The sequence below is a fragment of the Mesorhizobium bavaricum genome, assembly GCF_056781655.1.
The window spans coordinates 44,560-69,634 of sequence record NZ_JBXAYV010000002.1 but is presented as its reverse complement, the minus strand read 5'-3'; the positions used below and the strand labels follow the sequence as shown (position 1 = coordinate 69,634).

General features: G+C 56.9%; 18 protein-coding genes and 4 pseudogenes. 16 read left to right on the top strand and 6 right to left on the bottom strand.

Annotated elements, in window-relative coordinates; all coding sequences use genetic code 11:
• Positions 1 to 59 precede the first annotated feature (59 nt).
• On the bottom strand, positions 60 to 1,019 hold the full coding sequence (locus AC1RZR_RS36575) for an NUDIX hydrolase (RefSeq protein WP_481829807.1): 960 nt from the start codon (positions 1,017 to 1,019) through the stop codon (positions 60 to 62).
• A gap of 183 nt (positions 1,020 to 1,202) precedes the next feature.
• On the opposite strand from AC1RZR_RS36575, the pseudogene AC1RZR_RS36570 reads away from it, so the two are divergent.
• A pseudogene (locus tag AC1RZR_RS36570) lies at positions 1,203 to 1,478 on the top strand (3-methyl-2-oxobutanoate hydroxymethyltransferase); the annotation flags it as partial.
• Positions 1,479 to 1,481: 3 nt separating this feature from the next.
• Here the strand turns inward: AC1RZR_RS36570 and AC1RZR_RS36565 are convergent.
• Positions 1,482 to 1,651: pseudogene (locus AC1RZR_RS36565) on the bottom strand (pantoate--beta-alanine ligase); the annotation flags it as partial.
• Here AC1RZR_RS36565 and AC1RZR_RS36560 point away from each other — a divergent pair.
• Together AC1RZR_RS36560 and AC1RZR_RS36555 are read left to right on the top strand one after the other, a co-directional pair.
• Positions 1,637 to 2,932: pseudogene (locus AC1RZR_RS36560) on the top strand (aminotransferase); the annotation flags it as partial. The pseudogenes AC1RZR_RS36565 and AC1RZR_RS36560 overlap by 15 nt on opposite strands.
• Positions 2,933 to 3,430: 498 nt before the next feature.
• Positions 3,431 to 3,616, top strand: coding sequence for a glutathione binding-like protein (locus tag AC1RZR_RS36555; protein ID WP_481829806.1), 186 nt, complete (start codon positions 3,431 to 3,433; stop codon positions 3,614 to 3,616).
• Between the two features lie 209 nt (positions 3,617 to 3,825).
• On the opposite strand, the gene AC1RZR_RS36550 is transcribed toward AC1RZR_RS36555, so the two are convergent.
• The 3 genes and pseudogenes from AC1RZR_RS36550 to AC1RZR_RS36540 form a co-directional block, all read right to left on the bottom strand.
• Entirely contained in the window at positions 3,826 to 5,484 is a 1,659-nt protein-coding gene (locus AC1RZR_RS36550) for an MFS transporter (RefSeq protein WP_481829805.1), read from the bottom strand.
• 515 nt (positions 5,485 to 5,999) lie between these two features.
• Positions 6,000 to 6,127 (bottom strand): annotated as a pseudogene (locus AC1RZR_RS36545) (bifunctional methylenetetrahydrofolate dehydrogenase/methenyltetrahydrofolate cyclohydrolase); the annotation flags it as partial.
• A gap of 169 nt (positions 6,128 to 6,296) precedes the next feature.
• Positions 6,297 to 7,451 carry a M24 family metallopeptidase gene (locus tag AC1RZR_RS36540; protein WP_481829804.1) on the bottom strand — a complete coding sequence of 385 codons (1,155 nt, stop codon included), beginning with the start codon at positions 7,449 to 7,451 and terminating at the stop codon, positions 6,297 to 6,299.
• 989 nt (positions 7,452 to 8,440) lie between these two features.
• On the opposite strand from AC1RZR_RS36540, the gene eutB reads away from it, so the two are divergent.
• From eutB to AC1RZR_RS36525, 3 genes are all read left to right on the top strand, one after another.
• Entirely contained in the window at positions 8,441 to 9,454 is a 1,014-nt protein-coding gene (gene eutB, locus AC1RZR_RS36535; protein WP_481829906.1) for a hydroxyectoine utilization dehydratase EutB, read from the top strand.
• Positions 9,447 to 10,436, top strand: a complete 990-nt coding sequence (locus AC1RZR_RS36530; RefSeq protein WP_481829803.1) for a cyclodeaminase — start codon at positions 9,447 to 9,449, stop codon at positions 10,434 to 10,436. Before eutB ends, AC1RZR_RS36530 begins: the two co-directional genes overlap by 8 nt.
• 525 nt (positions 10,437 to 10,961) lie before the next feature.
• The gene (locus tag AC1RZR_RS36525) at positions 10,962 to 11,747 is read left to right on the top strand and encodes a maleate cis-trans isomerase family protein (RefSeq protein WP_481829802.1); all 786 of its coding nucleotides are present in this window, start codon (positions 10,962 to 10,964) and stop codon (positions 11,745 to 11,747) included.
• 77 nt (positions 11,748 to 11,824) lie between these two features.
• Here AC1RZR_RS36525 and AC1RZR_RS36520 read toward each other — a convergent pair whose 3' ends face one another.
• The gene (locus tag AC1RZR_RS36520) at positions 11,825 to 12,451 is read right to left on the bottom strand and encodes a GntR family transcriptional regulator (RefSeq protein WP_481829801.1); all 627 of its coding nucleotides are present in this window, start codon (positions 12,449 to 12,451) and stop codon (positions 11,825 to 11,827) included.
• Between the two features lie 284 nt (positions 12,452 to 12,735).
• Here AC1RZR_RS36520 and AC1RZR_RS36515 point away from each other — a divergent pair, with 284 nt between their 5' ends.
• From AC1RZR_RS36515 to AC1RZR_RS36470, 10 genes are all read left to right on the top strand, one after another.
• A complete protein-coding gene (locus tag AC1RZR_RS36515; protein ID WP_481829800.1) occupies positions 12,736 to 13,812 on the top strand; it encodes an extracellular solute-binding protein in 1,077 nt (358 codons plus the stop codon).
• A 102-nt stretch (positions 13,813 to 13,914) separates the two neighbouring features.
• A complete protein-coding gene (locus tag AC1RZR_RS36510) occupies positions 13,915 to 14,769 on the top strand; it encodes an ABC transporter permease (protein WP_481829799.1) in 855 nt (284 codons plus the stop codon).
• 10 nt (positions 14,770 to 14,779) lie between these two features.
• A complete protein-coding gene (locus tag AC1RZR_RS36505; protein ID WP_352904199.1) occupies positions 14,780 to 15,601 on the top strand; it encodes an ABC transporter permease in 822 nt (273 codons plus the stop codon).
• Between the two features lie 12 nt (positions 15,602 to 15,613).
• A complete protein-coding gene (locus tag AC1RZR_RS36500; RefSeq protein ID WP_481829798.1) occupies positions 15,614 to 16,702 on the top strand; it encodes an ABC transporter ATP-binding protein in 1,089 nt (362 codons plus the stop codon).
• A 158-nt stretch (positions 16,703 to 16,860) separates the two neighbouring features.
• The gene (locus AC1RZR_RS36495) at positions 16,861 to 18,117 is read left to right on the top strand and encodes a sarcosine oxidase subunit beta family protein (protein WP_481829797.1); all 1,257 of its coding nucleotides are present in this window, start codon (positions 16,861 to 16,863) and stop codon (positions 18,115 to 18,117) included.
• Between the two features lie 8 nt (positions 18,118 to 18,125).
• Positions 18,126 to 18,392: a sarcosine oxidase subunit delta gene (locus AC1RZR_RS36490; protein WP_481829796.1), complete on the top strand. Its 267-nt coding sequence runs from the start codon at positions 18,126 to 18,128 to the stop codon at positions 18,390 to 18,392.
• Positions 18,389 to 21,352 (top strand): sarcosine oxidase subunit alpha family protein, encoded by a 2,964-nt coding sequence (locus AC1RZR_RS36485; protein WP_481829795.1) that lies wholly within the window; start codon positions 18,389 to 18,391, stop codon positions 21,350 to 21,352. Before AC1RZR_RS36490 ends, AC1RZR_RS36485 begins: the two co-directional genes overlap by 4 nt.
• Entirely contained in the window at positions 21,345 to 21,899 is a 555-nt protein-coding gene (locus AC1RZR_RS36480) for a sarcosine oxidase subunit gamma (protein WP_481829794.1), read from the top strand. Before AC1RZR_RS36485 ends, AC1RZR_RS36480 begins: the two co-directional genes overlap by 8 nt.
• A gap of 1,028 nt (positions 21,900 to 22,927) precedes the next feature.
• Positions 22,928 to 24,076 (top strand): M24 family metallopeptidase, encoded by a 1,149-nt coding sequence (locus tag AC1RZR_RS36475; RefSeq protein ID WP_481829793.1) that lies wholly within the window; start codon positions 22,928 to 22,930, stop codon positions 24,074 to 24,076.
• A gap of 56 nt (positions 24,077 to 24,132) precedes the next feature.
• Positions 24,133 to 24,879, top strand: coding sequence for a GntR family transcriptional regulator (locus AC1RZR_RS36470; protein WP_481829792.1), 747 nt, complete (start codon positions 24,133 to 24,135; stop codon positions 24,877 to 24,879).
• The last annotated feature ends 196 nt before the right edge of the window (positions 24,880 to 25,075 follow it).

Here is a 25,075-nt window from a genome sequence, read left to right as displayed (position 1 = left end):
GCCTCCAGTTATAGTCTACAAGAATATAAGATATATATCCTTTATGACTATAAGGGATGTCAAGCCCGCATGGGCGGCAATTTCGTCCCGGCCATCGGCCTCTCATCGAGAATCTCGTGGCGGAAGCGGTAGAGCTGCGCCGGTCGGCCGCCGGTCTCAGTGGTCGTCGCCCCGGTTTTCTCCACCAGCTCTTGTTGCTCTATGAGCCGGCGAAAGTTCGGCTTGTTGATGAGCCTGCCGGAGAGCGCTTCCACGGTTCGCTGCAGCTGCAAAAGCGTAAAGAGCGGCGGCATCAGCTCGAACACCACGGGCCGGTATTTGATCTTGGAGCGCAGCCGCGCAATAGCCGTTGCCAGGATGCGGCGATGATCGGCGATCATCGATTTGCCCGCTACCGGAGGAGGTGCGGCTGAAGGTCTACCGCGTATCGCTTCCTCCACAAGCGCCGCCTCGTAGAGAAGCTCATAACGCTGCAGCGCGAACTCTTCGTTCCATGACCGGCCGTCGAAGCCGAAGGCAACAGCTGTGCGCCGCCGGCGATCGAGCCGCAGGGCTGTCTCATCAACGCTGTCCGCCCATTCCCTTAGACGCGGTCGCAGATCTTCCACTGCCGAAGGGGCGCCGGAGCGGTGATCCTCCCATGGAAAATAGTCGTACCAGCTTGCCCAGGATCGCCTGGCTGCGGCGCCCGCATCTTCGGCCTGCGTGAGTGCGAGATAGCTGATCGAGATTACGCGTTCCTCCGCGCCAATACGGTCGCGATCGGCGAAGGTGTAGAGCTGCTCGATATAGCCGAGCGGGTGACCGGTCTGTTGTTCGACCCATCCCCTGAGGCCGGACTGCAGCGAACGGTGAGCGAGTTCGAACGGACCTGATGGCAGGGCGTTTGCCTGCGGGATGGTGAGAACACCGGGGACGCTGTTATTCATGGCGACGACGACGGCGATCAGGTCCGCTTTCACGTCGTTTCCCTTGCCTCCAGATCTGCGTTGCCTGGTTGGCTTTCCCTGATGGTCCATGATCCCTGAACTAGCTGCGCAAGGTTCCGCTACGGGAGCAGCTGAACCGATTTAGATTGGTTTTCTACGATAATTGTTGGTGCGTCAACATCACGCCCGTGGAAGATTTTAGCTCTTCGCACCTGCACAGAAGTGTGCCAAACGCGACACCCACAGTTGGTAACGTAAGGGCAGCGGCCCTCGTTGATTGCGGTTGCTAGCACCGAGGCGACCACCTCGCCGGATATTCGTTCCCGGAAGGGTGGAACGCCGCTCGTCTGCCTGACGGCCTATACCCATTCCGATCGCAAAGCTCGTTGATCGGCATTGTGACATTGTTCTCGTTGGCGACAGCGTCCGCATGGTGCTCCACGGCTTGCCGGAGACGCTGGGCGTGACGCTTGAGATGATGATCTGCACGGTCAGGCCGTGCGCCGTGGCCTGGAGCAGTCGCTGATGATCGCGATGCAGTTCGGCTCCTAGGAGCAGACGCGCGCCAAGCGGCGCCAGCTTGGCGGCCCCTCATCCTCCGTGCGCGGATACGCGGCGAGATCAGCCTGGCTGTTGAACTGCTTCAGGTTCACGAAGAGCGTCACGATCACCCGGTCGGCCTTCTCGAGTGCCGCGCGCACCAGGCTATTATGGCCGGCGCTGAAGGCGTCTACATCTGGGATATTGAAGGCCGAAAGAGCCTCGACGGTTTCGGCGGACTCTACTGCGTCAACATGGGATATGGCTGCACGGAGATCGCCGACGCCATTGCCAAGCAAGCGCATGACTTGCCGTTCGCTCATGTCTATGCCAGCCAGGGCACGGAACCCGTTGCCCGTTTGGCGGAGGCTATCGTCGAATATTTCGGGCAGAACATGCGAAGGGTTTATTTTGGCCTGTCCGGTTCGGATGCCAACGAAACCAACATCAAGCTCGTCTGGTACTACAACAACATCCTTGGGCGCCCTGAAAAGAAGAAGATCATCTCGCGACACCGGGGTTATCACGGTTCCGGGTTGTTCACCGGTAGCCTGACAGGCCTTCCGTTCTTTCACAAATTCTTCGATCTGCCTTTGAACCTGGTGCGCCACACAACCACGCCACATTACTATCGCCAGGCGCATGAGGGCGAAACCGAGGAAGCCTTCTCCAAACGCTGCGCCGACGAACTAGAAGCCCTTATTCTTGCTGAGGGCCCAGATACGGTTGCAGCCTTTATCGGAGAACCGGCACTTGGGACCGGCGGAATCGTTCCGCCCCCAAAGGGGTACTGGACGGCCATTCAAGAGGTGCTGAACAAGTATGATATCCTGCTGATCGCCGATGAAGTGGTTTGCGGCTTCGCGCGAACCGGCGAGAAGTTTGGTTCCCACCTTTATGGCATGCGCCCGGATTTCGTCACCATCGCCAAGGGCGTCAGTTCCGCCTACCTCCCCATCTCCGGGTCAATTATCGGCGACCGCGTCTGGAAGGTCCTGGAAGAAGGAACGGAGAAGCACGGAGCTCTGGGCCATGGCTGGACATATTCCGGTCATACGCTTTGCGCGGCGGCCGCGCTCGCCAACATCAAAGTCCTTAAGGAAAGAAACATCCTGGAACATGTCCAGGATGTCGGGCCCTATTGGCTTTCCCGCATGAAAGCCGAACTGGAGGGACATCCCATTGTCGGTGAAGTTCGCGGCGTTGGAATCCTGTCTGGCGTCGAGATGATGCGGGATCCCAAAGCGCGCGTAGCTTTTGAGCCCGAACTGCAGGTTGGCGTGCGTGCCGCCGCTGCTTTGCTTGAGAACGGTGTCATCGGCCGGGCCATGCCGCATGGCGATATCCTCGGCTTTGCCCCGCCGCTGATCATTACCCGGGACGAAATCGACATCATTGTCGATGCGACCGCGAAATCGGTCGATACAACCTATCGCGCCCTAAAGGCCGAGGGTGCGATATGATCCAGCCTGCTTGGAACGGCGACTGTTGGAGGAAAGCCGCTGGCTCACGTCGTTGGCGATGAGCTTTTGAATACCCTGCTCCACCACTTTTGCCGCTGCCGTCCGGTCCTCCCACCGAGCTCTGCGCAGTGCGCCCTGCCGGTTTACCTCCCGATCGGCAGGGTGCTTTTCTAAGGGGCCCGATGGGTCATTGCAGCCTGGAGGGTGCTGTTCGCTTGAATGGGGCGGTGCTTCCGGTTCAGATCGTCGCCGGTGCCGTACTGGCCGGCGAGGATTTGATGTACAGGCTTTATACGCGTGCAATACCGAACCAGGTTCGAGTCCTCTTGTCTGACGGAAGCTCGATGACCGAGTCGGCGGCGGTCTGCATCATGCTGGCCGAGCGCCACCCGCAGGCAGGCCTGGCGCCGGCGCCGAATACGCCGGGCCTCGCCGACTTCCTGCGCTGGATGATCTTCATGTCGTTGGTCGTTCATTCGGTTACCTGCGGTTGCCAAAATGGACCGCGGCTTTGCCATTCTCGATGCTGTCCTCGAAGGCCAGGACTGGCTGGTCGGCGACAGCCTCTCGCTGGCCGTCATCTATCTCGTCATGCTGGTGGCCTGGCATCCCAAGTTGAAAAGGTTCCGAGAGCCTGCCCGAACATCGAACGCCGGTGGGCTGAGTTGCGGGAACATGAGGTGATCAGGAAATTGAACGCCACCCACGCGATATGGGCGGCCTGAGCCGATCGCCCTCGTTCTATCCCGGTATGCGCGGGTTCCTGCAGGACGGACGAGGGGCGGAGTAAAGCTGCTTGCGAATAACCTCAAGCCAAATCCGACGTCATAGAAAAGTTCCTTCGGGGGGACGTAAGTTGGCCGTTGGGAGTGCGGGTCTGCCGTAACCTGGCTTCAATGCCGTCGAGGAAAGAAAGGTGTTGATTGGTCGACTTTGCGAGCGGGACTTGTTGGCCGCTCGATCGAAAGCGTCGTTTGAGGAGGAAGTTCTCCTCCGTGCAACTGGAAGACACGCTCGTCCAGTTCCTTGTCGGCTTCGGTGAGACGATGGTTCAGGCGAAGGTAGTCAGTCCAGGTTGGCGTGCGGAATGTTTCAGTCCATTGCATAGGCTTCTGAAGATTGCGCTGGAGAGTCCAGTAGCGAGCACCGACGCGGGTGTGTACGTGCCGGCGCTCGCGCATGAGATCCAGGAAAGCCTCAATGTCTTTCTCGAGGATTAGATACTCGACCTTGATGACGATCGGGCCGCTTCTCGGCTTCAGATTGAGCGCGATCACCGGTGTGTCAAACTCCTCCAAAGCATCGGGGTCGGAGTCGCGGCGATCGCGAAGGGGAAACAGGACACCAGCTGCAGCGACGAGCAACAGAGCACCAGCGGATCCTTCCAGCGCCAGCGTCAGGGAATGGTTCTGCGTAACCGTACCCCATAACCAGCTGCCGGCGGCGATGCCGCCATCTATCAAGGCATAATAGATCGAGATGGTGCGCCCCACCACCCACCGCGGGCTTGCCAGTTGCACGCTCACGCCAAGCCCCGACCATGCGGTGACCCAGCCGGCGCCGCCGAAGGCGAGCGCAACTGCCGCCACCGCAATCGAAGAGGTCAGTGCTAGGGAGAGGCAGCATGCCGCGCAAGCAACGCAGGCAAGCCTCATCAGCCGCTCTTGCGATAAGCTCCGTCTGAACATGCTGTTGGAGACCCCGGCCACGACAGCGCCTGTTCCAAAGCCGCCCATGAGGGTGCCATAGGCTATGGGGCCTCCTCCCAATTGATCGCGGACAACCAGGGGCAGCAGCGCAAGTATGGCAATGCTTGCCAGGCCAAAGATGGTTCCGCGTGCGATCACTGTCTTGATTTCCGACGACATCGCCGTGAACCTGACACCGTCATAGATCGCCGTCCTCAGCGGCTCGCGCGGGAGAGGCGAAGAGCGAACCTTCCAATTGCTGCGCCATATGGTGGTCACAGGTACCAGGTAGCTGAGCGCGGTTACGGTGAACGCCGTCACAAGCCCGAACGAGGCAACGACGAGGCCGCCAAGCGCCGGGCCTACGGTCCGGACAGTGTTAAAGCCGACGGTGAGGAGGGTGACCGCGGCGGCAACGTCGCGTCGGTCGACGATATCGCCAACCGACGCTTGCCAGGCAGGATCGTTGACAGCGCCGCCGCACGCGATCAGGAAGCTGAAGCCGAGGATCATCCATGGGTCGAGAAAGCCAAGCGCCACGGAAGCGGCCAGCATCGCAGATGCTACCGCCATAAGGCACCAACCGGCGAACATAACCCGTCGACGGCTGAAATTGTCGGCGATGGCCCCGACGAACACAGACAACATAAATGCAGGTAGCGTCGCTGACGCCTGCACCAGCGCAACCATCACATCGGACGTCGAGATTGTTGCCATTAGCCAGCTGATGGCAACGGCCTGCATCAGCCAGCCAAGGTTAGCAAACTGTATCGAGAGCCAGATCGAACGAAAGGTCGAGTTCCTGAGCGGCGCAAACGTGGTCGACGTACCTGGGCGCTCGTCTGGACCCATCTCCCTGCTCATGCCCCCATGCCTCGACCTGCTGCACCAATTCTGCCAATGCTGCCGACCAATGCGGCTAGGCTACATTTGCGTGAGAGAGAGTGGTCGAGGGCAAGGGCCGCCAAACTGCCCGCCTCAATCTGGAGACAATCAGTCGCCGGCGGTTCTTCGTCGAATGCTGTTTATCTATGGCGGTCATCTAATACCCAGATAGATTTCAGGGATGCGGCCCACGCGCGGAACGATAAAAGCGCGTTCCCGATGCGCACCCCCGCAGTCTTCACCCAACGATTAGAATCGGATCCAGGACGGACCAAACCTGATCAAGCCTACGCACTGACAAACGCCTGTTCGCGACGCAAAACGGTACGAAAACTCACTAAATGGCTGGTCGATATCGTGACGGTTGTCGCCTCTCGGAACATGCGATGTCAGAATGGCTGAAGATCGGCAAGACTCGTTTCGACCAAATCTTTTGCGAGTGCACATGGCGGGATTTTAGCCTTGCGATGTCTGCGCCAGCAGCATGTTTAGTTGAAGCCGCATGCCTTGGCCATGCGGTCCTTGGCGCCGACGGATGATCGCCGACAATTACCACTGCAAGTCCTGCTTTCACATCCCTTGTTGGCTCGAGGCCAAAAGCCGCTTGCTTTACCGCTTCAATAACGGTTGTCGTCGTTGGTGTGCGTCATTGCTTAGCCCATGCGCTCAGAAGCGAAGTTCCCCCCTTCCCGGCCCTCGACGTCGCGGCCTCTCCCGAAGTTTTATTAGATGTTCCGCTGCCCCGCGCAGCGTAGATATGCAAACAGAAGTTTCTTCGGAAACTAAACTTGTCAGAACACAACGACATCGCGTGCGGCCGTGGTTAGCCGTTCACCGCCGCCTTCACCCACCAACACCGTGTCCGAGACGAAGTAGTCACCTCGGCCGCAGCCGAGCAACCACGACAATTGGTGAAACACCATATTGCATTCCAGGACCATCTCGCTCTCGGGATGCATGCTGACGACACCGATGCCGCCGGTCCAAGTCGGCGGAAACGCGATACCTACGGCGTAACCGCAATGGTGTCGACGATAATGCGCCAATCCAGCTTGGTCGACGACAGACTGCCAAGCATTGTAGACATCAGCGCCGGTCGCGCCGGGCCGCATCGCCTCGAGAACACGGTCCTGTGCTGCAATGCAGATTTCCGCTAATTCCTGTGTGCCCGCGGGCGCCTTCCCTGCGAATGCTAACCTTCCCATAGGCGCGTGGTACCGACCGACACATCCGGCCATCTCCAAGAGAAGTTGCTCACCCTCACCGATAACGCGGTCGGCCCATACCTCGTGTTCATAGGGCAGCCGCTCGCCGGATCGAATGAAGGGGCCGAAGCCGACGTAGTCACCGCCGATTTCGAACATCCGTTTGTGGACCTCGGCTGCGATAACCTGCTCGTTGATGCCAACTTTTGAGACTGATAGCGCCATCTCCATACAGGCGTCTGAGACGGCGGCGGCCTTTCGAATAGCCAAAACCTCATTGTTCGACTTTACCAAGCGAAACCGCTCGACAAGCCCGGAGATGTCGGACCACTGGACCTTCGGAAGTCCGCAGCGAATGGCAGCGTCGAACGCCGGTGGAAATCCAAGGCTTTCACCCTGAATCCCTATAGTCGCATCGCCTAGACCGACACTCTTTAGATGTTCTGCAATGAAGGTCCCCGGCGAAACTGTATCAGTATATCCTACGAAAAGCGAATTCTCTACTTGACGATCAACAGTCGTTTGTTCGTGTGCTCGGGCAAACAGAAGCGCCTCGCCATCCGAGCGGACAGCGAGGGCGTGAGGTCCGAAGTATCCCTGGTGATCCAATCCTGTGAGGTAAAAGATATTTTCCGCGCTCGTGACAATCCCAACGTCCATTCCACCTTGGGAAAGGGCCTGTTTAAACTTGTTCATCCGCACGTCGAATTCTGATTGCGGGATAAGATTGGCTTGCATCATGGTTATTTTCCTTCGGGGATTGGCGAGAGATTTTTTCAGCGCTAGCAAAAGTCAGCCGGACCCGCCAACTGACCCGCTTTGACGTAAGCCAGGCGCAAGTAGTACCGTCATCCTCCCATGATTACTGGCAATCGGAACTTTCCCCGGTCTTGCTCGATCTGCTCAGTGACATTGATGACACGTAGGGTGGCGCAGCGGCGAAGATCGCATCTGCGCCGGGTGGTCGGTCGCCCTTCGCGAGTATGTCCTAGCCGCGTCCCATTTGCGTTCCTCCAGTATCCTGACTGAGCCCCGTTCGTTGCGCACGTCTCATGTCGATTGCGATGATAAGGTTAATCGGAGGAAAATACAAGCTACATATAGCTTGAATCAGACGGTATGGCGGGCGATCCTGCGTTCATCCCTCGTCCTAGCGTAGCCCTTGGTCGCTCGCGCCATTTTCATTTCCTGGGAGGGTGTTGGAGTTAGAACGCGCCATCATTGTGATTTCGCCGAACACAGAGCCAGGATACGCAGACCGTACCGGCGGACCGCGTGAGGACTCGGAGAGGGGGTCTGTTCTCTGGTGACCCTGTACAGCGGGGTCGAGTCGACTGTCACGATGGGGGTGGATTGGAAAGGCGGGCGAGAATTGACGATCCTCACCTTGCATGCCGCGCTAAAGGCCGCCCGCCACGGCGAGGACCCCATCGCTGCCCGCGTACGAATCACCAGACCCTACTACAAGCTTGACAGGAAAACACAAGCTATATACAGCAATCAATCAGGCCTCGAGCGCTACTGTGGCGGGGCATGCTGGTCATTTTCTCCGACGTAGCCCGCGAGCATCAAATGCCTCAACGGTGCCGTCGCAAGGCAACATGCGCGATACAGATGCATTTCGCGCTGCGACCGAAAGCAGAGAAGAGAACGTCACGTTCCATTTTGATGACGGGCCTGACAGCCGATTGGGACGGAATCATAGAAGGCAGCCGACGGCCGAACGCGAAATGGACAATACGATCTGCCTTCAAGATATCTATAGAGCGCGAAAACGTATCGACGGGCGAGTAAGACGGACTCCGCTGATCGTCTCACCGTCATTGTCGGATCTGACTGGAGGTACCATTAATCTGAAACTGGAGCATCTTCAGACGACCGGAAGCTTCAAGCTGCGGGGAGCAACAAACGCTCTTCTAAGACTGAAGGATGCCGAACGTGCCCGTGGTGTGGTCGGCGTTTCGACCGGCAATCACGGACGCGGCCTTGCCTATGCGGCCAACGAAGCCGGCGTTCGATGCATCATCTGTATGTCTGAATTGGTGCCTTCGAACAAGATCGAGGGCGTTCGGTCGCATGGTGCCGAAGTTCTAGTTACAGGCCGATCTCAGGATGACGCCCAGATTGAGGTCGACCGCCTTGTCGAGGAAGAGGGCATGATCATGTTGCCTCCTTTTGACCATCCTGACGTCATCGCCGGTCAGGGAACCTTAGGTCTGGAGATCCTTGCGGATTGTCCCGAAGTCGAGACGGTTTTGATCCCATTGTCCGGTGGCGGTCTCTTCGCCGGTGTCGCGCTTGCGTTGAAATCCGCGAATCCATCGATCCGTGTCGTAGGCATCTCGATGGAACGAGGCGCCGCCATGATCGAAAGCCAGCGCGCTGGGAAGCCAATTTTTGTGAGAGAACTCCCCACACTCGCCGATGCGCTCGGCGGCGGCATTGGGCTCAACAATCGCTATACGTTCGACATGGTTCGCGATCTCGCAGACGAGTTGATCACAGTTACGGAGACAGAAATCGCTAGCGCGGTTCGGCATTCTTACTGGTCAGAAAAACAAGTTATCGAAGGATCGGGAAGCGTCGGCATCGCCGCACTCCTCGCAGGTAAGATCGGTAACCCTGGCATCTGCGTCTCTCTGGTCACGGGCTGCAATCTCGACATGGGACTCCACAAGCGGCTCATCGAGGGCGCTATCAGCGACGTTGCGCCTGCTGCAGAAAGAATAGTGGGAAATGCCTGATATCAACATCCTCACGGAGGCCGACTTACGCCGACTCGTTGCTCTTGATCTCGATACCGTGGAGTGTGTCGAGAACGCCTTCAGACTTCTCGCGACACGGGACGTCGTAATGCCTCCCATTCTCAGCTTTCATGTTGCCGAACACAACGGCGAGGTGGACGTGAAAACCGCGTACGTGCCGGGCATTGATAGTTTCGCGATCAAAATGAGCCCCGGGTACTTCGATAATCCGAAACTTGGACTACCAAGCGTAAGCGGCCTGATGATCCTATTTGCCGCTCGCACGGGCATCGTCGAAGCAATCCACCTCGACAACGGCTATCTGACCGACATACGCACAGCCGCCGCTGGCGCGGTCGCCGCCAAATGGCTTTCGCGACCAGACTCGCATGTCGCTGGCATACTCGGAAGCGGCACACAAGCTCGCCTACAGTTGGAGGCCCTTACATTTGTCCGCGAAATCCAGGAAGTTGTCATTTGGGGACGTGATCCGAAGAATGCACGGCAATGCGCCGACGATTGCCGGCAAAAGCTGGGTATAGACGTGCGGATCGGGACCATCGACGACGTAATGGCCGCAGCCGACATCGTCGTCACCACAACCCCCTCCCGGATTCCCTTGATCCAGGGGTCGCAGCTGAGGCGGGGGCAACACGTGACAGCAATGGGAGCCGATGCGGACTACAAAACGGAGCTTGCTCCCGATGTGATCTCCACCGCCAGCCGATACATTTGCGACAGCTTGGCGCAATGCCGGCGGCAGGGAGAACTCCGACCCGCGATAGCCGCGGGAATCGTCGATGCCAACATCGATTTTCCGGAACTTGGCGAGGTCATCATCGGTCGCGAGTCGGGGCGTAGATCCGACGACGACATCACAGTTTGCGATCTCACCGGAACAGGCATCCAAGACACTGCTATTGCAGCCTTCGCGTTCGAGCGCGCACTGCGTCTCGATGCAGGAACCTTCATTTCAAATTAGTGCATTTTCACGGTCAGTTGACAGCCAGCGCAGGGTGGGGCTGTGAGCGGGCGGCCTCGAATTAGGTGGAAATGAAGGAGGCTTGTTCACAGCAAAGTGGCAATCCCCGGAGCGCCAGGTGGCTTCACATGTTCGGGATCGCCGCTTGCCACTACCACGAAATGCCACCAACGCTCAAATCAACTATACCCGAGCCAAGATGGGCCCAGGCTCACCGCAAAGGGAGGCGGAAACTCTGCGAAGCGAGTTGCCGGCGTTCCGGATCTTCGTCCGGTCCGGGAAATTCGAAAATCGCTGGTGACAACGGCGCCCCTACCTATTGCTTCTCGACCGAAGGCAAGCACCCTCTCGTCGCGATCACAGCCGGATTAGAAATCGAAAGCCAGGGCACCGCCCCCAGTCCTTCCCTAGGATAAATTTCAGCTGTATATAGCTTGTATTTTACCCGAGAGGACCTTATGATCCCCACTTACAAGACCGTGAGCGCGACGCACGGCACCCATCAAACGATAAGAGGGAATGCAAATGGCGGAAGCGGCGAGAACCCAGAGGGCTCTGACAGTTGCCTCGGAGAAATGGGTACCAGAGTTAGACAATGGGCGTGCATGGCGCACTAGGATCGGCTTTGTCCTGATTTCAAGTGACCATCTGATTGAAGAAGACATGATGCGCATGGCGCCGGAAGGCGTCTGTGTCCACTTCACCCGTTCGCACATGCCGATAGGCTGCACCGTAGAAAACCTAGCAGCGATGGAAAGCGGATTGGCGGCATCTGCGGCGGAGTTGATGCCGGAATTCGAGGTTCCCGTAATCTGTTATGCCTGCACGTCGGGGACCGCTGTAATGGGCGAAGAAGCAGTCGTCCGTGAATTAAAGCGGGCCAACCCTGATAGGCAGGCGACGACGCTCCTGACCGGTGTTGTCCAGGGGCTTCGCGCCGTATCAGCCCGAAAGATTGTGATAGGCACGCCCTACACTGATGACGTAACGTCCGTCGTTGCGCAATACATGCAAAAGAGCGGTTTCGAGCTGCTGAATGTCCAGGGGCTAAATCTGGTTTACGACAAGGATATCACTAGGGTAACCCCGGCATACATTCGTAAGTTTGCCAAAGCGATCGATCACCCGGACGCAGATGCGATCTTCTTGAGCTGCGGTGGCTTTCGCGCCATCGACGTTATTGACCAGATAGAGCAAGACACGGGAAAGCCTGTGATTACCAGTAACCAGGGTATGATGTGGAACTGCCTGCGCCTGGCAGGAATTAGCGATCAGTTCGACGGGTACGGACGCCTGCTGCGCGAGCACTGAAAATCCTGCTAAAATCCCGCGAAAAGCGACAATAATGCGAGGTGATCTAGGGATGGGGCTGAGCCGTCGCGTGGGGCTCAATCGCTCGAAATATAGCGGCTGACTTTCTTCAGCATCCAGCGTAGATACGTCGCTCTCACCTTGCCGAAAGTGCCAAGATCGCTGGACGCCAGAGCGGCCGAAAGGCCTTTTAACTCGCTCAACAGCTCTTCCACGACGTCGTCCCAGTCAAGATTCGGCAAGAACGTATACCAGATCCGGGCGACCCGGTAATACAGCAGGTCCGTGATTTCGCGCATCGGTGCGCTCCCAATGAGATCACAGATCAGAGCTGAAAGGTCGTTAGCCAGATGCGCATAGCTCTCGATGTCCCGCTGACCGCGAAGGTCCTCGGCTCGCGCGATGAGCTCATTGAGGGTCTCCCGGTGCCGCTCCGTGGCCCAGTTCGGGGACAATGATCCCATCGCCTCCGCAAGAAGTATTCGAAGGTCATAGATATCCTTGAATGTCTTCATATCGATGTCGGTGACGCGCGTGCCGACTCCATTGCGAATCTCAAGTAGACCTTCATAACTGAGCTGTTGTAGTACTCGTCGTAGTGGCGTCCGACTGACGCCAAACTCCGTCGCGAGTTGCGTTTCATTGATCATCATACCAGGCGGATAATGCAATATGCTAATCCGCCGCCGAATGATCTCATACATGGATCGCTGGCGTTGATCTGCACTTAGCTTAGTGGGTCTATTCATTGTTCCAATTTAGCTCCGTCTGTCTCTAGCGACAACACACCATCGATTACATGGAAATGATTAGTCCACTGGTCTTCCAGAAACGTGCCCTCTGCACGCGACGCGAGCGCGGAATCTCTCATTGACAAATGCTGCATCGTAGCTGTATATAGGTGGTGCTCCGCCAATGCGAACATAGCCATGCAACCGGAGCCATCGCAAGGACCAAATTCAGAAGCGTCCAAACAGGGGAACAGCAAATGACAAAATTCTCGCGAAGGAACTTCATCAAGACGAGTTTTGCCGGAGGTGCGGCGCTAGCCGCAGCACAATTGACCGGACCGTTTATTGGCAAGGCTCGCGCAGCGGATTCGCTTTCCGTGGTTGAATGGGGCCCACCCTTCATCGACCACACCAAGGCGCTTGCGGCTGAATGGGGCAAGGCGTCGATCGACTGGACACTGCATGCCGGCGGAGCGGCGTCGATTTTGCCAAAGATCAAGGCGGCCTGGCCAAATCCCCCCTACGACGTTGTCGATAATTGGAGTCCCGTCTTTCAGTCGATGATCCGAGAAGATTGGGCGGAAACAGTCACCCTCGAAGACTGCCCGAACCTGGCGGATGTCCCTGAAGGGCTTATCCCTAAAGACGCGAACGGCAATTGGAAGGTGGTTCCGCGCGGATCGAGCGGGATCTTTTTCACCTACGTTCCTGAAAAGTGCCCGATCGAGATCAAGTCGATTGAGGACCTGTTGAATCCGAAGCTGAAAGGCCAAATTCTCTGGCCAAACCCGACATTGAACACAAACCTGCAGGTCGTAGCCCTGGCGATGGCCCGCGGCGGCGATCAATTCAACCTGGAGCCAGGGTGGGAATTCCTAAAGGAACTCGCGAAGTCCGGCAACATCGGGCGCGTAGCGGCGACAACCTCGGACCTGATCACATCGCTGGATACCGGCGAAACCTCGGTAACCTGCATCGATCAGGGCACGTTCTCGGGGATCAAGGGCGTGAAGGCCGTCCCGTTGACCAAGACGAACAAGGATTTGAAAACGTTCCTGTTCGTGTCGGGGTGGGTGATCTTGAAGAGCTCCAAAAACAAGAAACTGGCATTTGACTTCGCCAACTACATGATCGGCAAAGATGCCAGCGAGCGCTATGGCAAGGACGTGGGCGAAGTCCCCGTCAACTCAAAGGCAAAGCAGACCCTCGAATATCTTCATTTCTCCCCTGAGGAAATTAAGGAATTTGTGGTCGTGCCGGATTGGGATCACCTTGGCAAGGAACTCGATGGTTGGAACAAGCGCTGGGAGCAGGACATCGTCCAGCTTTTGTGACGTCGTTTTCTAACTTAATAATCTCCCCATGACGCACTGGCGTCGGGCGCCATTCTGCGCCCGACGGCTTTTTGTCGATCGCAATGGGACTGGAACCTGCTGATGAAGTCTTCACGTAGCTCCGCGCTGTTACTGCTGCCAGGATTCGCCTTATTCCTGGGCTTTCTGCTCTTACCGCTCGTGAATGTTCTAGACGAGAGTTTTCGCCTTTACGAACCGGGCCGGATCGGCTCGGCCAAGGATGCCCCATATACGTTGTTTAACTACGCTGAGATCCTGACGCCATCGTATTTGAGGTATTTTGCCGAAACGTTCAAATTTGGTATTTTATCATCGCTGATCGCCCTCGTCGTCGCGTTTCCGATTGCTTACTCAGTCGCCAGGCAGCATTCGCCCCTGCTAAGGAAGCTCGCCATTGGCTTTCTCATAGGCATGATGTTCCTGAGTACATTGGTGCGCGTCAATGCGCTCCAACTGACATTCGGGCCCACCGGTTATGGTCAAATCCTGTCGGGTCTCCTGAATGTGTCGGCGAATGGCCGTTTCTATACAGAATTGGTCGTTATTTTCGGTCTATTGCACTATTTGATCCCGATTTCGGCTATTACATTGTTGGGAACTATACAAAACCTAAACCCTAGACTAATAGATGCATCGCAAGTACTTGGCGCTTCGCGGCTAAGGTCGCACCTTTCGATAACCCTGCCGCTCTGCATGCCCGGACTGCTGTCGGCTTTCATGATTTGCTTTACACTATGCCTCAGCGCATTCGTCGTTCCGATGATTCTCGGAAAAGGCAAGGTGCTGTTTGTCTCCAATCTCATTTATTCACGCTTCAGCGAGATCGCCAATTATCCGAGTGGTTCCGCCGTCGCGATCACCATGCTTATCGTGGCGCTGAGTACAATCTACGGAATAACGTGGATGGTTTCGAAGCGATACGGCAACCTCAGGTAAGGCCGGTCCTGTGAAACGCTATGTCGATAATGCCGCAACCTGGCTGAGCGTCGCCAACATCGTCGTTGTATTGGTGTTCCTCATTTTTCCAATCGCCGTTGCCGTGACTATGTCGTTCGATGCCCGGGAGTATCTGGGCCGGTTTCCGCCGCCGGAATACTCCCTTCGGTGGTACAAGCATTTCTTTTCTGACGACTACTATCTAACCGGATTGGCAACCAGTCTCCGGTTGGCACTCATCACAACCATTGTCTCCACAACGGCGGGCGTCAGCGCCGCTATTGCCCTTGACCGCTATGCAGGTCCGGGCAAGCAGGCCTTGGAATCGCTTTTCCTGTCGCCGCTCATCGTTCCTGCCGTCGTGATCGGTTTTGCGCTCCTGCTGTTCTTCGCCAACATCGGTGTGTTCGACGGGTTCACGCGACTGCTCGGCGGGCACATCATCATCACGTTTCCCTACACGGTCCGCACGACGCTTGCTGGCCTGGTTGGAATCCGAAAAACCTTGACTGAAGCTGCCATGAGCCTTGGCGCCACCGAACGTCGGGCATTCTGGGACATCACCTTTCCGCTCGCCCGCACCGGCATTGTCGCGGGAGCGGTCTTCGCGTTCGCCTTCTCCATGGACGATGTTGCGGTGAGTTTGTTCCTCACATCGCCAGACACGTACACCCTGCCTGTCGCGATGGTCAGCATGATGCGAACGAACTTTGATCTAACGATCGCCGCAGCTGCTGTTCTGTTGATGATATTCACCTTCGCCCTGATCCTCGTCCTTGACCGAACAATCGGCCTCGACCGACTGATCGGCAAGGGCGTTTTCAGGTCATAGGAGGTTTCTGAAATGAGTGTTCTTGAACTTTCGCATGTCACCAAGCGCTATGGAGCCTTCTTCGCGGTCGAAAACGTCTCATTCACCGTTGAGAAGGGACAGATTCTGTCGCTGCTCGGCCCTAGCGGATGCGGCAAGACAACGACCTTGCGGCTGATCGCCGGGTTTGAGAATGCCAATGAGGGCGCTGTCATGTTCTCCGGCGTCGATATGAAGGTCAGGCGACCCTACGAGCGCAACGTCGGCCTTTTGTTTCAGGACTATGCCCTGTTTCCGCACATGACGGTCGCCGAGAACGTCGCCTATGGATTGAAGCATCGCAAATTTGAAAAGGCAAAGATCCCGGATCGCGTCGCCGAAATGTTGTCATTGGTCAGACTTAAGGGCTTTGAGGATCGGCGGCCCGGCCAATTGAGCGGCGGTCAGCAGCAACGCGTGGCGCTTGCCCGGGCATTGGCCACAAACCCCGAGGTGGTTTTGCTCGATGAACCGCTATCGGCCCTCGACGCGAAATTGCGCCAGGAACTGCGGTTCGAGCTGAAGGCAATTCTTTCTGCCGTGAATGCCACGACGATCGTCGTCACCCATGACCAGGAAGAAGCCATGAGCCTGGGCGACAGCGTCATTGTCATGAGTGCCGGAAAGATCATGCAGCAAGGGCCGCCGACGGACATCTATGCCAATCCAAAGACGCGCTTTGTCGCCGAGTTCATTGGCCGCTCAAACTGGTTCACCGGTCAGCTCACGAGAAGCGTGAAAGGCATCGCTGAACTCAAAGCCAACGACGGTACCCGGATGTTCGTGCACATGCCCGACAGCAGCCGGAATGACGGCGTGTTTGACGTCTGCGTCAGGCCTGAACGCATTCGAATTGGGGCAGCTATTGAATCGTCGGGAGACTCGCCCGTCAACAAGATGCGCGGCACGATAAGGGACGTCGCCCACCTTGGGGCCGATCTTCATTTGGTGGTCGAAATCGCAGGCGGTCAACTGCTTGCCGTGACTGAAAAGTACTATGGGCAGGCCCTTGAGAAATCCGGCCACGAGGTCGCAATAACTTTCCTCCCGCAGGACTGCATCGTAGTCCAAAGCGGATCTTAAAGAAGTCAAGCCCCTCGTGGGTTACCAGCTCTTAAACGGAATCACGCTGTGCGATCGCGTTTGGTTGCTGTCGATCGACACTTTGAAAACCAGATAATACGTATTGAAAATCTTGCCCGCTTCGCCCGAGTCGCGAGAATACATAAACGAGGAGTCGCATGAGCCATTATTCAGCCCTTGCCATATTGCGTCATGGCCTGACTGGCAACAGGCACTGGTCCCGTGCCTGGCGCGATCCGGCACCCAAGCCAAGCTACGACGTGGTCATTGTCGGCGCCGGCGGCCACGGCCTCGCAACAGCTTACTATCTGGCCAAGGAACATGGCATCCGCAACGTGGCTGTGCTTGAAAAAGGTTGGCTAGGTGGCGGCAACACGGGCCGAAACACCACGATCGTACGCTCGAACTATATGATGCCCGGCAACTCGGCATTCTACGCTCGGTCGATGCGGCTATGGGACAACCTCAGTCAAGACTTGAACTACAATGTCATGCTTTCACGGCGCGGCTACTATTTTGTCTTCCACTCGCCCGGACAGGCGGAAGGCCTACGGCGCCGCGCCAATGTCATGTTAGCTAACGGCATTGAGGCCGAATTTTTCGACCGCGCGCAAATCATGAAGCGGCTGCCTTTCCTCGACTACTCACCCACGGCGCGGTTCCCGATATACGGGGCATTTCTTCAGCCTCGCGCGGGTACAGCGCGTCACGATGCGGTCGCTTGGGGGTACGCACGTGGAGCAGACAAACAAGGTGTCGACATCATCCAGCAGTGCGAGGTAACCAACTACATCTGGGACAACCAAAAGATCGTTGGCGTTGAGACGACACGCGGCCCGATTCGCGCGAAAAAGGTCGCCTTGGCGGTGGCTGGTCATACCAGCCATTTGGCGGCCAAGGCGGGCCTCCGCCTGCCTATCGAAACCCACGTTTTGCAGGCCTTTGTCACCGAACCGGTAAAACCGCTCGTTGATCATGTCATCGTCTACGGGGGAGCACACTTCTATATCAGCCAATCCGACAAAGGCGGCTTGGTACTGGGCGGCGATCTCGATGGTTTCAACTCGTATGCCCAGCGCGGGGGGCTGCCTATAGTTGAACACACGCTCCAAAGCGCCAAAGCCCTCATCCCCTCGATCTCGCGCCTACGGCTGCTGCGCCAATGGGCCGGGGTGATGGACATGACTATGGATGGTTCGCCCATCATCGGCAAGATGCCGGTCGAAGGGCTCTGGTTAACCGGGGGCTGGAATTACGGCGGGTTCAAAGCGATACCGGCCTCCGGCTACTGTTTCGCATGGACGATCGCGAAGGGCGAGCCGCATCCCGACAACGCGGCATTCACCCTAGAGCGCTTCGAGCGTGGCTACCAGATCGACGAGGCGGGCGCTGGCCCGTATCCGAAAGCTCAATGAGGTTCATCATGTTGAGAATCCCTTGCCCTGTTTGCGGACTGCGGGACGAAACCGAGTTTAATTACGGCGAAGATGCAAGTGTTCGCCGCCCGGATATGGACGAGACCGATCAAAAGGTCTGGCATGACTATGTGTTTATCCGCGACAATCCACGAGGACCGCACAAGGAATATTGGCATCACGTGAGCGGTTGCAGGCAATGGATTGTCGTCGATCGAGATACGCTCACGCATGAGATTTTTGGTTCGGCTCTGGCTCGTGAGGTTGCAGCATGACAGCGCGGCGCCTCAAAACTGGGGGGCGGATCGATCGCTCCCGTGAGCTTACCGTTAAATTCGACGGCAAGTCTCTGCCAGCATATCCTGGCGACACTCTGGCATCCGCTTTGCTAGCCGGCGGGCGGCAGATTATTGGGCGGAGCTTCAAATACCATCGGCCGCGCGGTGTGGTCGCAGCGGGCGTTGAAGAGCCAAACGCCCTGGTGCATCTCCGCAGTGGTGATCGCCACGAACCCAATGCACAGGCAACCATGGTGGAAGCCTTCGATGGCCTCGTATCGACGCCACAGAACGTCTGGCCAAGTCTCCAATTCGACGTAGGAGCTGTCAACGGCCTGATGTCGCGCTTTTTCGGCGCGGGCTTCTACTACAAGACTTTCATCGGCCCCTTTAGCGGGACGAAGTTCTGGATGTTCTGCGAGCATTTTATCCGCAAGGCTGCCGGCATGGGTCAGGCGCCGACTCTTCCGGACCCTGACCACTACGAGAAGATTAATGCGTTCTGCGATCTTCTAATAGTTGGTGCAGGTCCCGCTGGCATTTCGGCCGCCCTTGCAACTGGCCGCAAGGGCGATAGTGTCTTTTTGGTGGAGCAGGACCGCGAGCTCGGCGGATCCCTTCTCAGTGAACCTTTCGGAGCACCTTCCGATGCATGGCTTGCTCAGGCGCGTTCTGAGCTGAGCGACCTTCCTAACGTTCGGATTCTGACGCGAACGACGGCGTTTGGTGCCTATGACTGCGACGTGTTCGGACTCGTAGAGCGCGTTCAGGACCATGTGCTTGCGCCTGAAAAGGGAAAACCGCGGCAGCGATATTGGGTTGTGCGAGCAAAACGGGCCATCTTGGCTACCGGAGCCATCGAACGCCCAATGGTTTTTGCCGGAAATGACGTGCCCGGAGTGATGCTCACATCAGCTGTTCGCAGTTATCTCAACCGGTATGCCGTTCTTGCCGGCGAGCGCATTGTCGTCGCAACGAACAATGATAGCGCCTACACAGCTGCCATCGAACTTGCAGAGGCTGGAGCCAAGGTAACGATCTGCGATCTCCGACAGGAAGCGCCGCCGCAATTCGTCGAGAGCGTAAGAAAAGCGGGAATTGATCTGCGATCTGGTCATGCCGTCCTCAAAGTGTCTGGCGGCAAAAGCGTGAGGGCTGCGCACGTCGTTCGCATCAGCCCGGGAGGTAAAATAGAGGGCAACGCTACTCGGATTGCTTGCGATCTCGTTACCGTATCCGGCGGCTGGGCTCCGGCGCTGCACCTTTGGAGCCAGCGTTTTGGAAAACCACAATACAACGAGGGACTGGACGCGTTTCTTCCACCGGCCGAAAAAGGGACCTTCAGCTGCGTCGGATCGCTTATCGGCTCTCCGTCGCTCAGGGACACCCTCTCACAGGGCCATAAAGCTGGTGGGACCATCGGGAAGGAACCCGCGCTGTTTGGCCACGCTGATCACTGGGGTCGCAACCTTGCGCCGCTGACAGTCATTACCAAGGCGAATGGCCGCACCCCTGGTAAGGCGTTCGTGGATTTCCAGCACGATGTCAAACTGGCAGATATCGATCAGGCCCATCTCGAGGGCTACGTCTCGGTCGAACATCTCAAGCGCTATACCACCTCTGGCATGGCAGCCGACCAAGGCAAGACTTCGAACCTCAATGCGCTCGCCCGCATGGCAGAACTTCGGGGGCTCGTCATCCCCTCGGTCGGCACGACGACCTTCCGACCACCTTATACTCCGGTGACAATTGGCGCCGTCGTTGGCCATGATCATGGGCTCAATTTTCGTCCGACCAGGCTTACGACTATACATGGCTGGCATCAAGATAACGGTGCGGTCTTGATCGAGACAGGCGCATGGCTGCGGCCTTGGTACTACCCGGCCAGAGGTGAAGACATCAACGACGCCTATATTCGCGAAGCCGCGCACGTGCGCGAGCATGTCGGCATCGTAGACGTTTCTACGCTGGGCAAAATAGCGGTGCAGGGACCCGACGCCGCAGAGTTCCTCAATCGAATATACGTGAATGGCTTCAAGACACTTCCGATTGGAAAACTGCGCTACGGCATCATGCTGCGCGAGGACGGCTTCGTCTTTGACGACGGGGCCACAACACGCCTGGGCGAACATGACTATTTCATGACGACCACAACTGCGAACGCGGCGAGTGTACTTGCGAGAGCTGAATACCTGCTTCAAACCGCGTGGCGCGAGCTCAAGGTGCATGTCACGTCGGTCACAGATCAGTGGTCCGCGATCGCCATCGCCGGTCCGAAATCTCGGGCTCTTCTGACTGCCCTCACCAGTGCACAACTAAGCAACGAGGCCCTGCCAAATAATCATTTTGCGGACGTCACAATTGCTGAAGTGGCTTGCCGGCTGCATCGCATGAGCTTCTCGGGTGAACTTGCCTACGAGCTTTACGTTCCGGCCAAACGTGGCCGCCAAATTTGGGAAGCTCTTATTGCGGCCGGCGCTCCATATGATCTCAAACCCTACGGTCTCGAGGCAATGGGCGCGCTTCGTATCGAGAAGGGTCACATAACGGGCTCAGAAATCGAAGGGCGCACAACCCTGAAGGATCTGGGTCTTGAAGGCTTTGCTTCGAGCAAGAAGCCATTCGTCGGCTCCGTATTGCGAAAGCGTCCGGTGCTCGAAGATCCGGCACGACCTTCGTTGGTGGGGTTGGAAATCGTCGGAGACTCAAGCACGCGAGCGGGCTCCCTTTTGTACGCACTGAATGCTCCCACCAAGGGCCATGGAGAGGGGTGGGTTTCTTCGGTAACCTACTCTCCGGCGCTGAAGAAGAATATTGCGCTAGCACTGCTATCGCGTGGCCCCGAGCGATTTGGTGAGACAATTCAGGTGGTGGATTTTGTCGGCAATCAAAGATTGAAGGCAAAAGTCGTCTCGCATCATTTCTTCGATCCGGAAGGACAGCGTCAGAATGGTTAAAAAACACGCGCTGCCGGTAAACGGCACAACCAGCGACTGCCTGCCTGTCGCCATCAACGAAGTCGAATTGGGCTATCTGACGCAACTTGCGGGGTGGGAAGATTTCGACATCAAATCAGAAGATGCGCTCCGGCCAGACGGGCTGTCGCTGCCAGGCAACTATTGCTCATCGGTCCGAAGCGGGCGGATCACGGTTTGGCGCGTTGCGCCCGACCGGGTGTTGATCCGGTCGGACACCGCTCTTGGCTTGCAAGGCGTGACCGATCTGGCAGTTCTCGATCTCTCCGACGCGCGCGCATGCCTCACGCTCGAGGGACCCGGCTCAAGTGGGCTTCTCAGCCGGGTAACCGCTCTCGACTTTGCCGACGCAGCGTTTCCGGTTGGACATTTCGCGCAGACGGCCATTCACCATGTCGGCGTCCTTATCGACCGCCACGGCCAGGACCAGTTCACAATCTTGATCCCCACGACATTTACAACGTCGCTTACCAGCTTCTTGGCGGATCATCTCGTGGCTGAGGGGCCCACCAAGCCGAGAAACGGCTAAGATCACGAAACAAGGTCACGCTTCAATGGTTCTCTATCTGTCATTCATGCAGTTGGCTTCACGAACCCTCGTGGCAACCCCACCCCGCGAGGAGCAACCGATGAAATCCAGTCAGCAGAACCAGGCTCAAATGGGTTGCCCAAACGCTTTCGAGACTCAAGCCGCGTGGGATGTCCGCGATCCCCGACCTAAGCCCAGTCGAACCAGCCTCGAACTCGAATCGTTCTATCAGGCCTCGAGGTCCAAACCAGCCGCTTTTTGGCAGCATTGTTTGCTGACTCTCCGCCATCTGCTCGGTCGTAGATAAGCGAAGAGGGGCCGATAGGACCCAACGCCGAACTATCCTTGGGGCCTAAATCCGAACACCAATGGTGGTGCCTGGTCCAGCCTGAAAGTCCAGGCTGGCTAGGATTAAGCCGGTCTTTCTTTCCTTCTCCGCTTGTGCACAAGCATGATCACAATGCGACACGGTCTAGGCAATCTCTCTCCACGCAGACACTTGTCGACAAAGGCGCTGATCGCGGTGCGACATTTCCAAGATTTGGCCTTTCGAGCGCATTTGAAGGGCATTCACTCTGAAACCGCCAGTTCTGGATGGGGACTATCCTGGCTCAGGTAGCGAGCCGACAATGAGACCAACAAAAGTCCTGCTACACACCCTACGCCATCTTGTACACAAGTCGTTGGTATGTTAGTCTCATAAACATGCCCGTTGAGGGCGCTGGACACTGCTGTACTAGGTGGTCGGAAGTCAGCAGGTGTCTCGATTGAGATCCGCTGATCAGGTTCGACATGGTTGGCAAGACCTACGATGGAAAGACCTTTCGCCAGCGATCTGCGTTCAGACATCCACGACGGCGCAATGGCAGGAATAGTTTCATATCGGCATCTCAGTGCACGGACCGCCAAGCGGGCGCCTTAAGTCGTTCCGCGGGCAAGTCTTCAACGGTAACCCCGAACCCGCCACCGGGGCCATGCCAACAAAAATTCTATGCGCAAAATAACATGGACACGGAAGGAATACTCAATTGGGCAAAATTGTAGATCAAGCTTTCGCCGAGCGCGAACGCCGGCTCGCTAAGGTGCAGGATACTTGTCGGGAGCGCCGCATAGACGTTGCGATATTTACCAGCCCCGAGAGCATCTACTACCTAGCTGGCCTCGACTATGAGGGCTACTTCTGCCTGCATGCGCTCCTGGTTCCAGCCAAGGGTACGCCGGTGCTCTTCGCGAGAAGCATCGAAACGCCCACCATCCTGCGGCAAGCAAAAGGTGTCCAATTCATTGGATATGCCGACAATGACGACGTGGCGGCCGCAATCGGGTCGCAACTGATCGCGCTCGCCGGCAACAGCCCGCGTGTAGCTTTGCAAAGGAACAGCGCCTTCAACGTTGCAATCGAGGCTCCTCTTCGCGTGTCCCTTCCTAACGCAGAGTTTCTCGACTCATCGGGCATTGTCGAAGAGATGCGTATGGTCAAGTCGCCCTTTGAGATCGAACAGATCAAACGCGCGGCTCGAATCTCCGACACCATGATCGCTGCTGGAATTGACACAGCTGGCAATGGTGTTACGGAAAATTCCGTCGCGGCCGAAGTTTACAGGGCCATGATTGCTGCCGGCGGACAGTCTCCCGGTTTCCCCCCATTTATCAGGTCCGTAGACAGGATATGCGAACCGCACACCACGTGGACGTCCCGCGAGCTCAAGACAGGCGACTCATTCCTCCTGGAGCTTTCGGGCTGTATTGATAGATATCACGCGCCGATGGCTCGGACCGGCTATGTCGGCCAGGCTCCTGCGTCGGCAAGGAAGCTTTCCGAAATCAGCAACCAGGCCCACACCAAGGCCCTAAATGCGCTCAAGCCCGGAGCGCTCGCGTCAGATGTCCATGCTGCATGGCGGGCTCATCTTGATTCATCCAAGGCGGTTCCAAGGCTCCAGCATTGCGGTTACACGGTCGGCATATCATTTCCTCCGACCTGGACCGGTGGCCCCGGTGTAAACAGTATCCATGGCGCCAGCACTGTCCAGATATGCGAAGGAATGGTATTCCATCTGCTTACATGGATTACGGATGGCGCGGGCAACGACAATTTCTTGTCTGATTGTGTGTTGGTTGAGAAGTCCGGTGGTGTATTTTTGACCAAGTCGCCGAGAGAACTGGCCGAGGTTTAGTAACCCCCGCTCAGGTTGGCTCTTGGGATTGCTCAGCTAGAGGATCTCGCCAAGCAGTGAACGTTGTAGAATCTGATCAATCCTTCAATGAGATATCGGGGATTTATGAGATCCTTCGAAATCGTATTGCTCTGCTAGAGTATTCGCCGGGAACAAAGTTGTCGGAAAACACTCTGGCTGCTGAGTTCGGGATCAGTCGGACGCCACTCCGGAAAGTGCTTCAGCGCCTTGAATTCGAGCACCTTCTAGTTCGGTCTCAAGGTTCCTATACCACGGTAACGGACGTTGACTCAAAAATTCTCAGTCAGATATATGAAGTAAGAATGGTTCTGGCTGAGAATCTTTACAGATTTATAGAGACACCAATTCCTGCTGAGACCATCCGGTCACTCCAACGATTGGCAAATGAGGCCGAACAGCTCTACGCCAATCGCGACGTTCATTTGCTAGGTAGGATACATCGCGACATCGAGGAAACGCTTGCAAGCACCATTTCAAATATTAGAGCGAGAGAAATAACTGAGCGGCTTTATTTCGAGATAGGCAGGATTTGGCTGAGCTGTGTGCCTAAACTGGACTGGGATGAAGAAATTGAACTTCTTTCATCTGAACTTCGGGAACTGATAGCTGCACTCCAGCGCGGGGACCTCCGCGGCTTCGGTTTCCGCAGACGCAACCAAGCTGCGATGGCGTTTGATCGCATTCTAAAAGTCATTGCTGGCGATGAAGCCAGGAGCGAATTAGGTCAAGGGTCGCACTGCCCATCAGGTGACCCAGCCAAAGCCGTCATCAAGCGCGGGTGATTCGGTTATCTTCAGGTTGCCCACGCCACATGGTTATTGTCCGACCGGGGATCGAGGCTTGTGTCGGGGGGCATTCCTGGAATCTAGGCCTGTAAGGACCGGCCGCCATGCTCGCAACCAACTGATATTACGGCTGTATGATGCGACCGCACTCGGCAAAGCCACGACGCGATGTTTCATCAGCAGGTCGTCGCCG

What these genes read in the sequence shown, in the direction of transcription:
- AC1RZR_RS36550 (WP_481829805.1), bottom strand. Translation starts at nt 5,484, where the DNA reads ATGAGCAGGGAGATGGGTCCAGACGAGCGCCCAGGTACGTCGACCACG.
- AC1RZR_RS36485 (WP_481829795.1), top strand. Translation starts at nt 18,389, where the DNA reads ATGACAGCGCGGCGCCTCAAAACTGGGGGGCGGATCGATCGCTCCCGT.
- AC1RZR_RS36520 (WP_481829801.1), bottom strand. Translation starts at nt 12,451, where the DNA reads ATGTATGAGATCATTCGGCGGCGGATTAGCATATTGCATTATCCGCCT.
- AC1RZR_RS36530 (WP_481829803.1), top strand. Translation starts at nt 9,447, where the DNA reads ATGCCTGATATCAACATCCTCACGGAGGCCGACTTACGCCGACTCGTT.
- AC1RZR_RS36575 (WP_481829807.1), bottom strand. Translation starts at nt 1,019, where the DNA reads ATGGACCATCAGGGAAAGCCAACCAGGCAACGCAGATCTGGAGGCAAG.
- AC1RZR_RS36555 (WP_481829806.1), top strand. Translation starts at nt 3,431, where the DNA reads ATGGACCGCGGCTTTGCCATTCTCGATGCTGTCCTCGAAGGCCAGGAC.
- AC1RZR_RS36540 (WP_481829804.1), bottom strand. Translation starts at nt 7,451, where the DNA reads ATGATGCAAGCCAATCTTATCCCGCAATCAGAATTCGACGTGCGGATG.
- AC1RZR_RS36510 (WP_481829799.1), top strand. Translation starts at nt 13,915, where the DNA reads ATGAAGTCTTCACGTAGCTCCGCGCTGTTACTGCTGCCAGGATTCGCC.
- eutB (WP_481829906.1), top strand. Translation starts at nt 8,441, where the DNA reads ATGGACAATACGATCTGCCTTCAAGATATCTATAGAGCGCGAAAACGT.
- AC1RZR_RS36495 (WP_481829797.1), top strand. Translation starts at nt 16,861, where the DNA reads ATGAGCCATTATTCAGCCCTTGCCATATTGCGTCATGGCCTGACTGGC.
- AC1RZR_RS36500 (WP_481829798.1), top strand. Translation starts at nt 15,614, where the DNA reads ATGAGTGTTCTTGAACTTTCGCATGTCACCAAGCGCTATGGAGCCTTC.
- AC1RZR_RS36525 (WP_481829802.1), top strand. Translation starts at nt 10,962, where the DNA reads ATGGCGGAAGCGGCGAGAACCCAGAGGGCTCTGACAGTTGCCTCGGAG.
- AC1RZR_RS36515 (WP_481829800.1), top strand. Translation starts at nt 12,736, where the DNA reads ATGACAAAATTCTCGCGAAGGAACTTCATCAAGACGAGTTTTGCCGGA.
- AC1RZR_RS36480 (WP_481829794.1), top strand. Translation starts at nt 21,345, where the DNA reads ATGGTTAAAAAACACGCGCTGCCGGTAAACGGCACAACCAGCGACTGC.
- AC1RZR_RS36490 (WP_481829796.1), top strand. Translation starts at nt 18,126, where the DNA reads ATGTTGAGAATCCCTTGCCCTGTTTGCGGACTGCGGGACGAAACCGAG.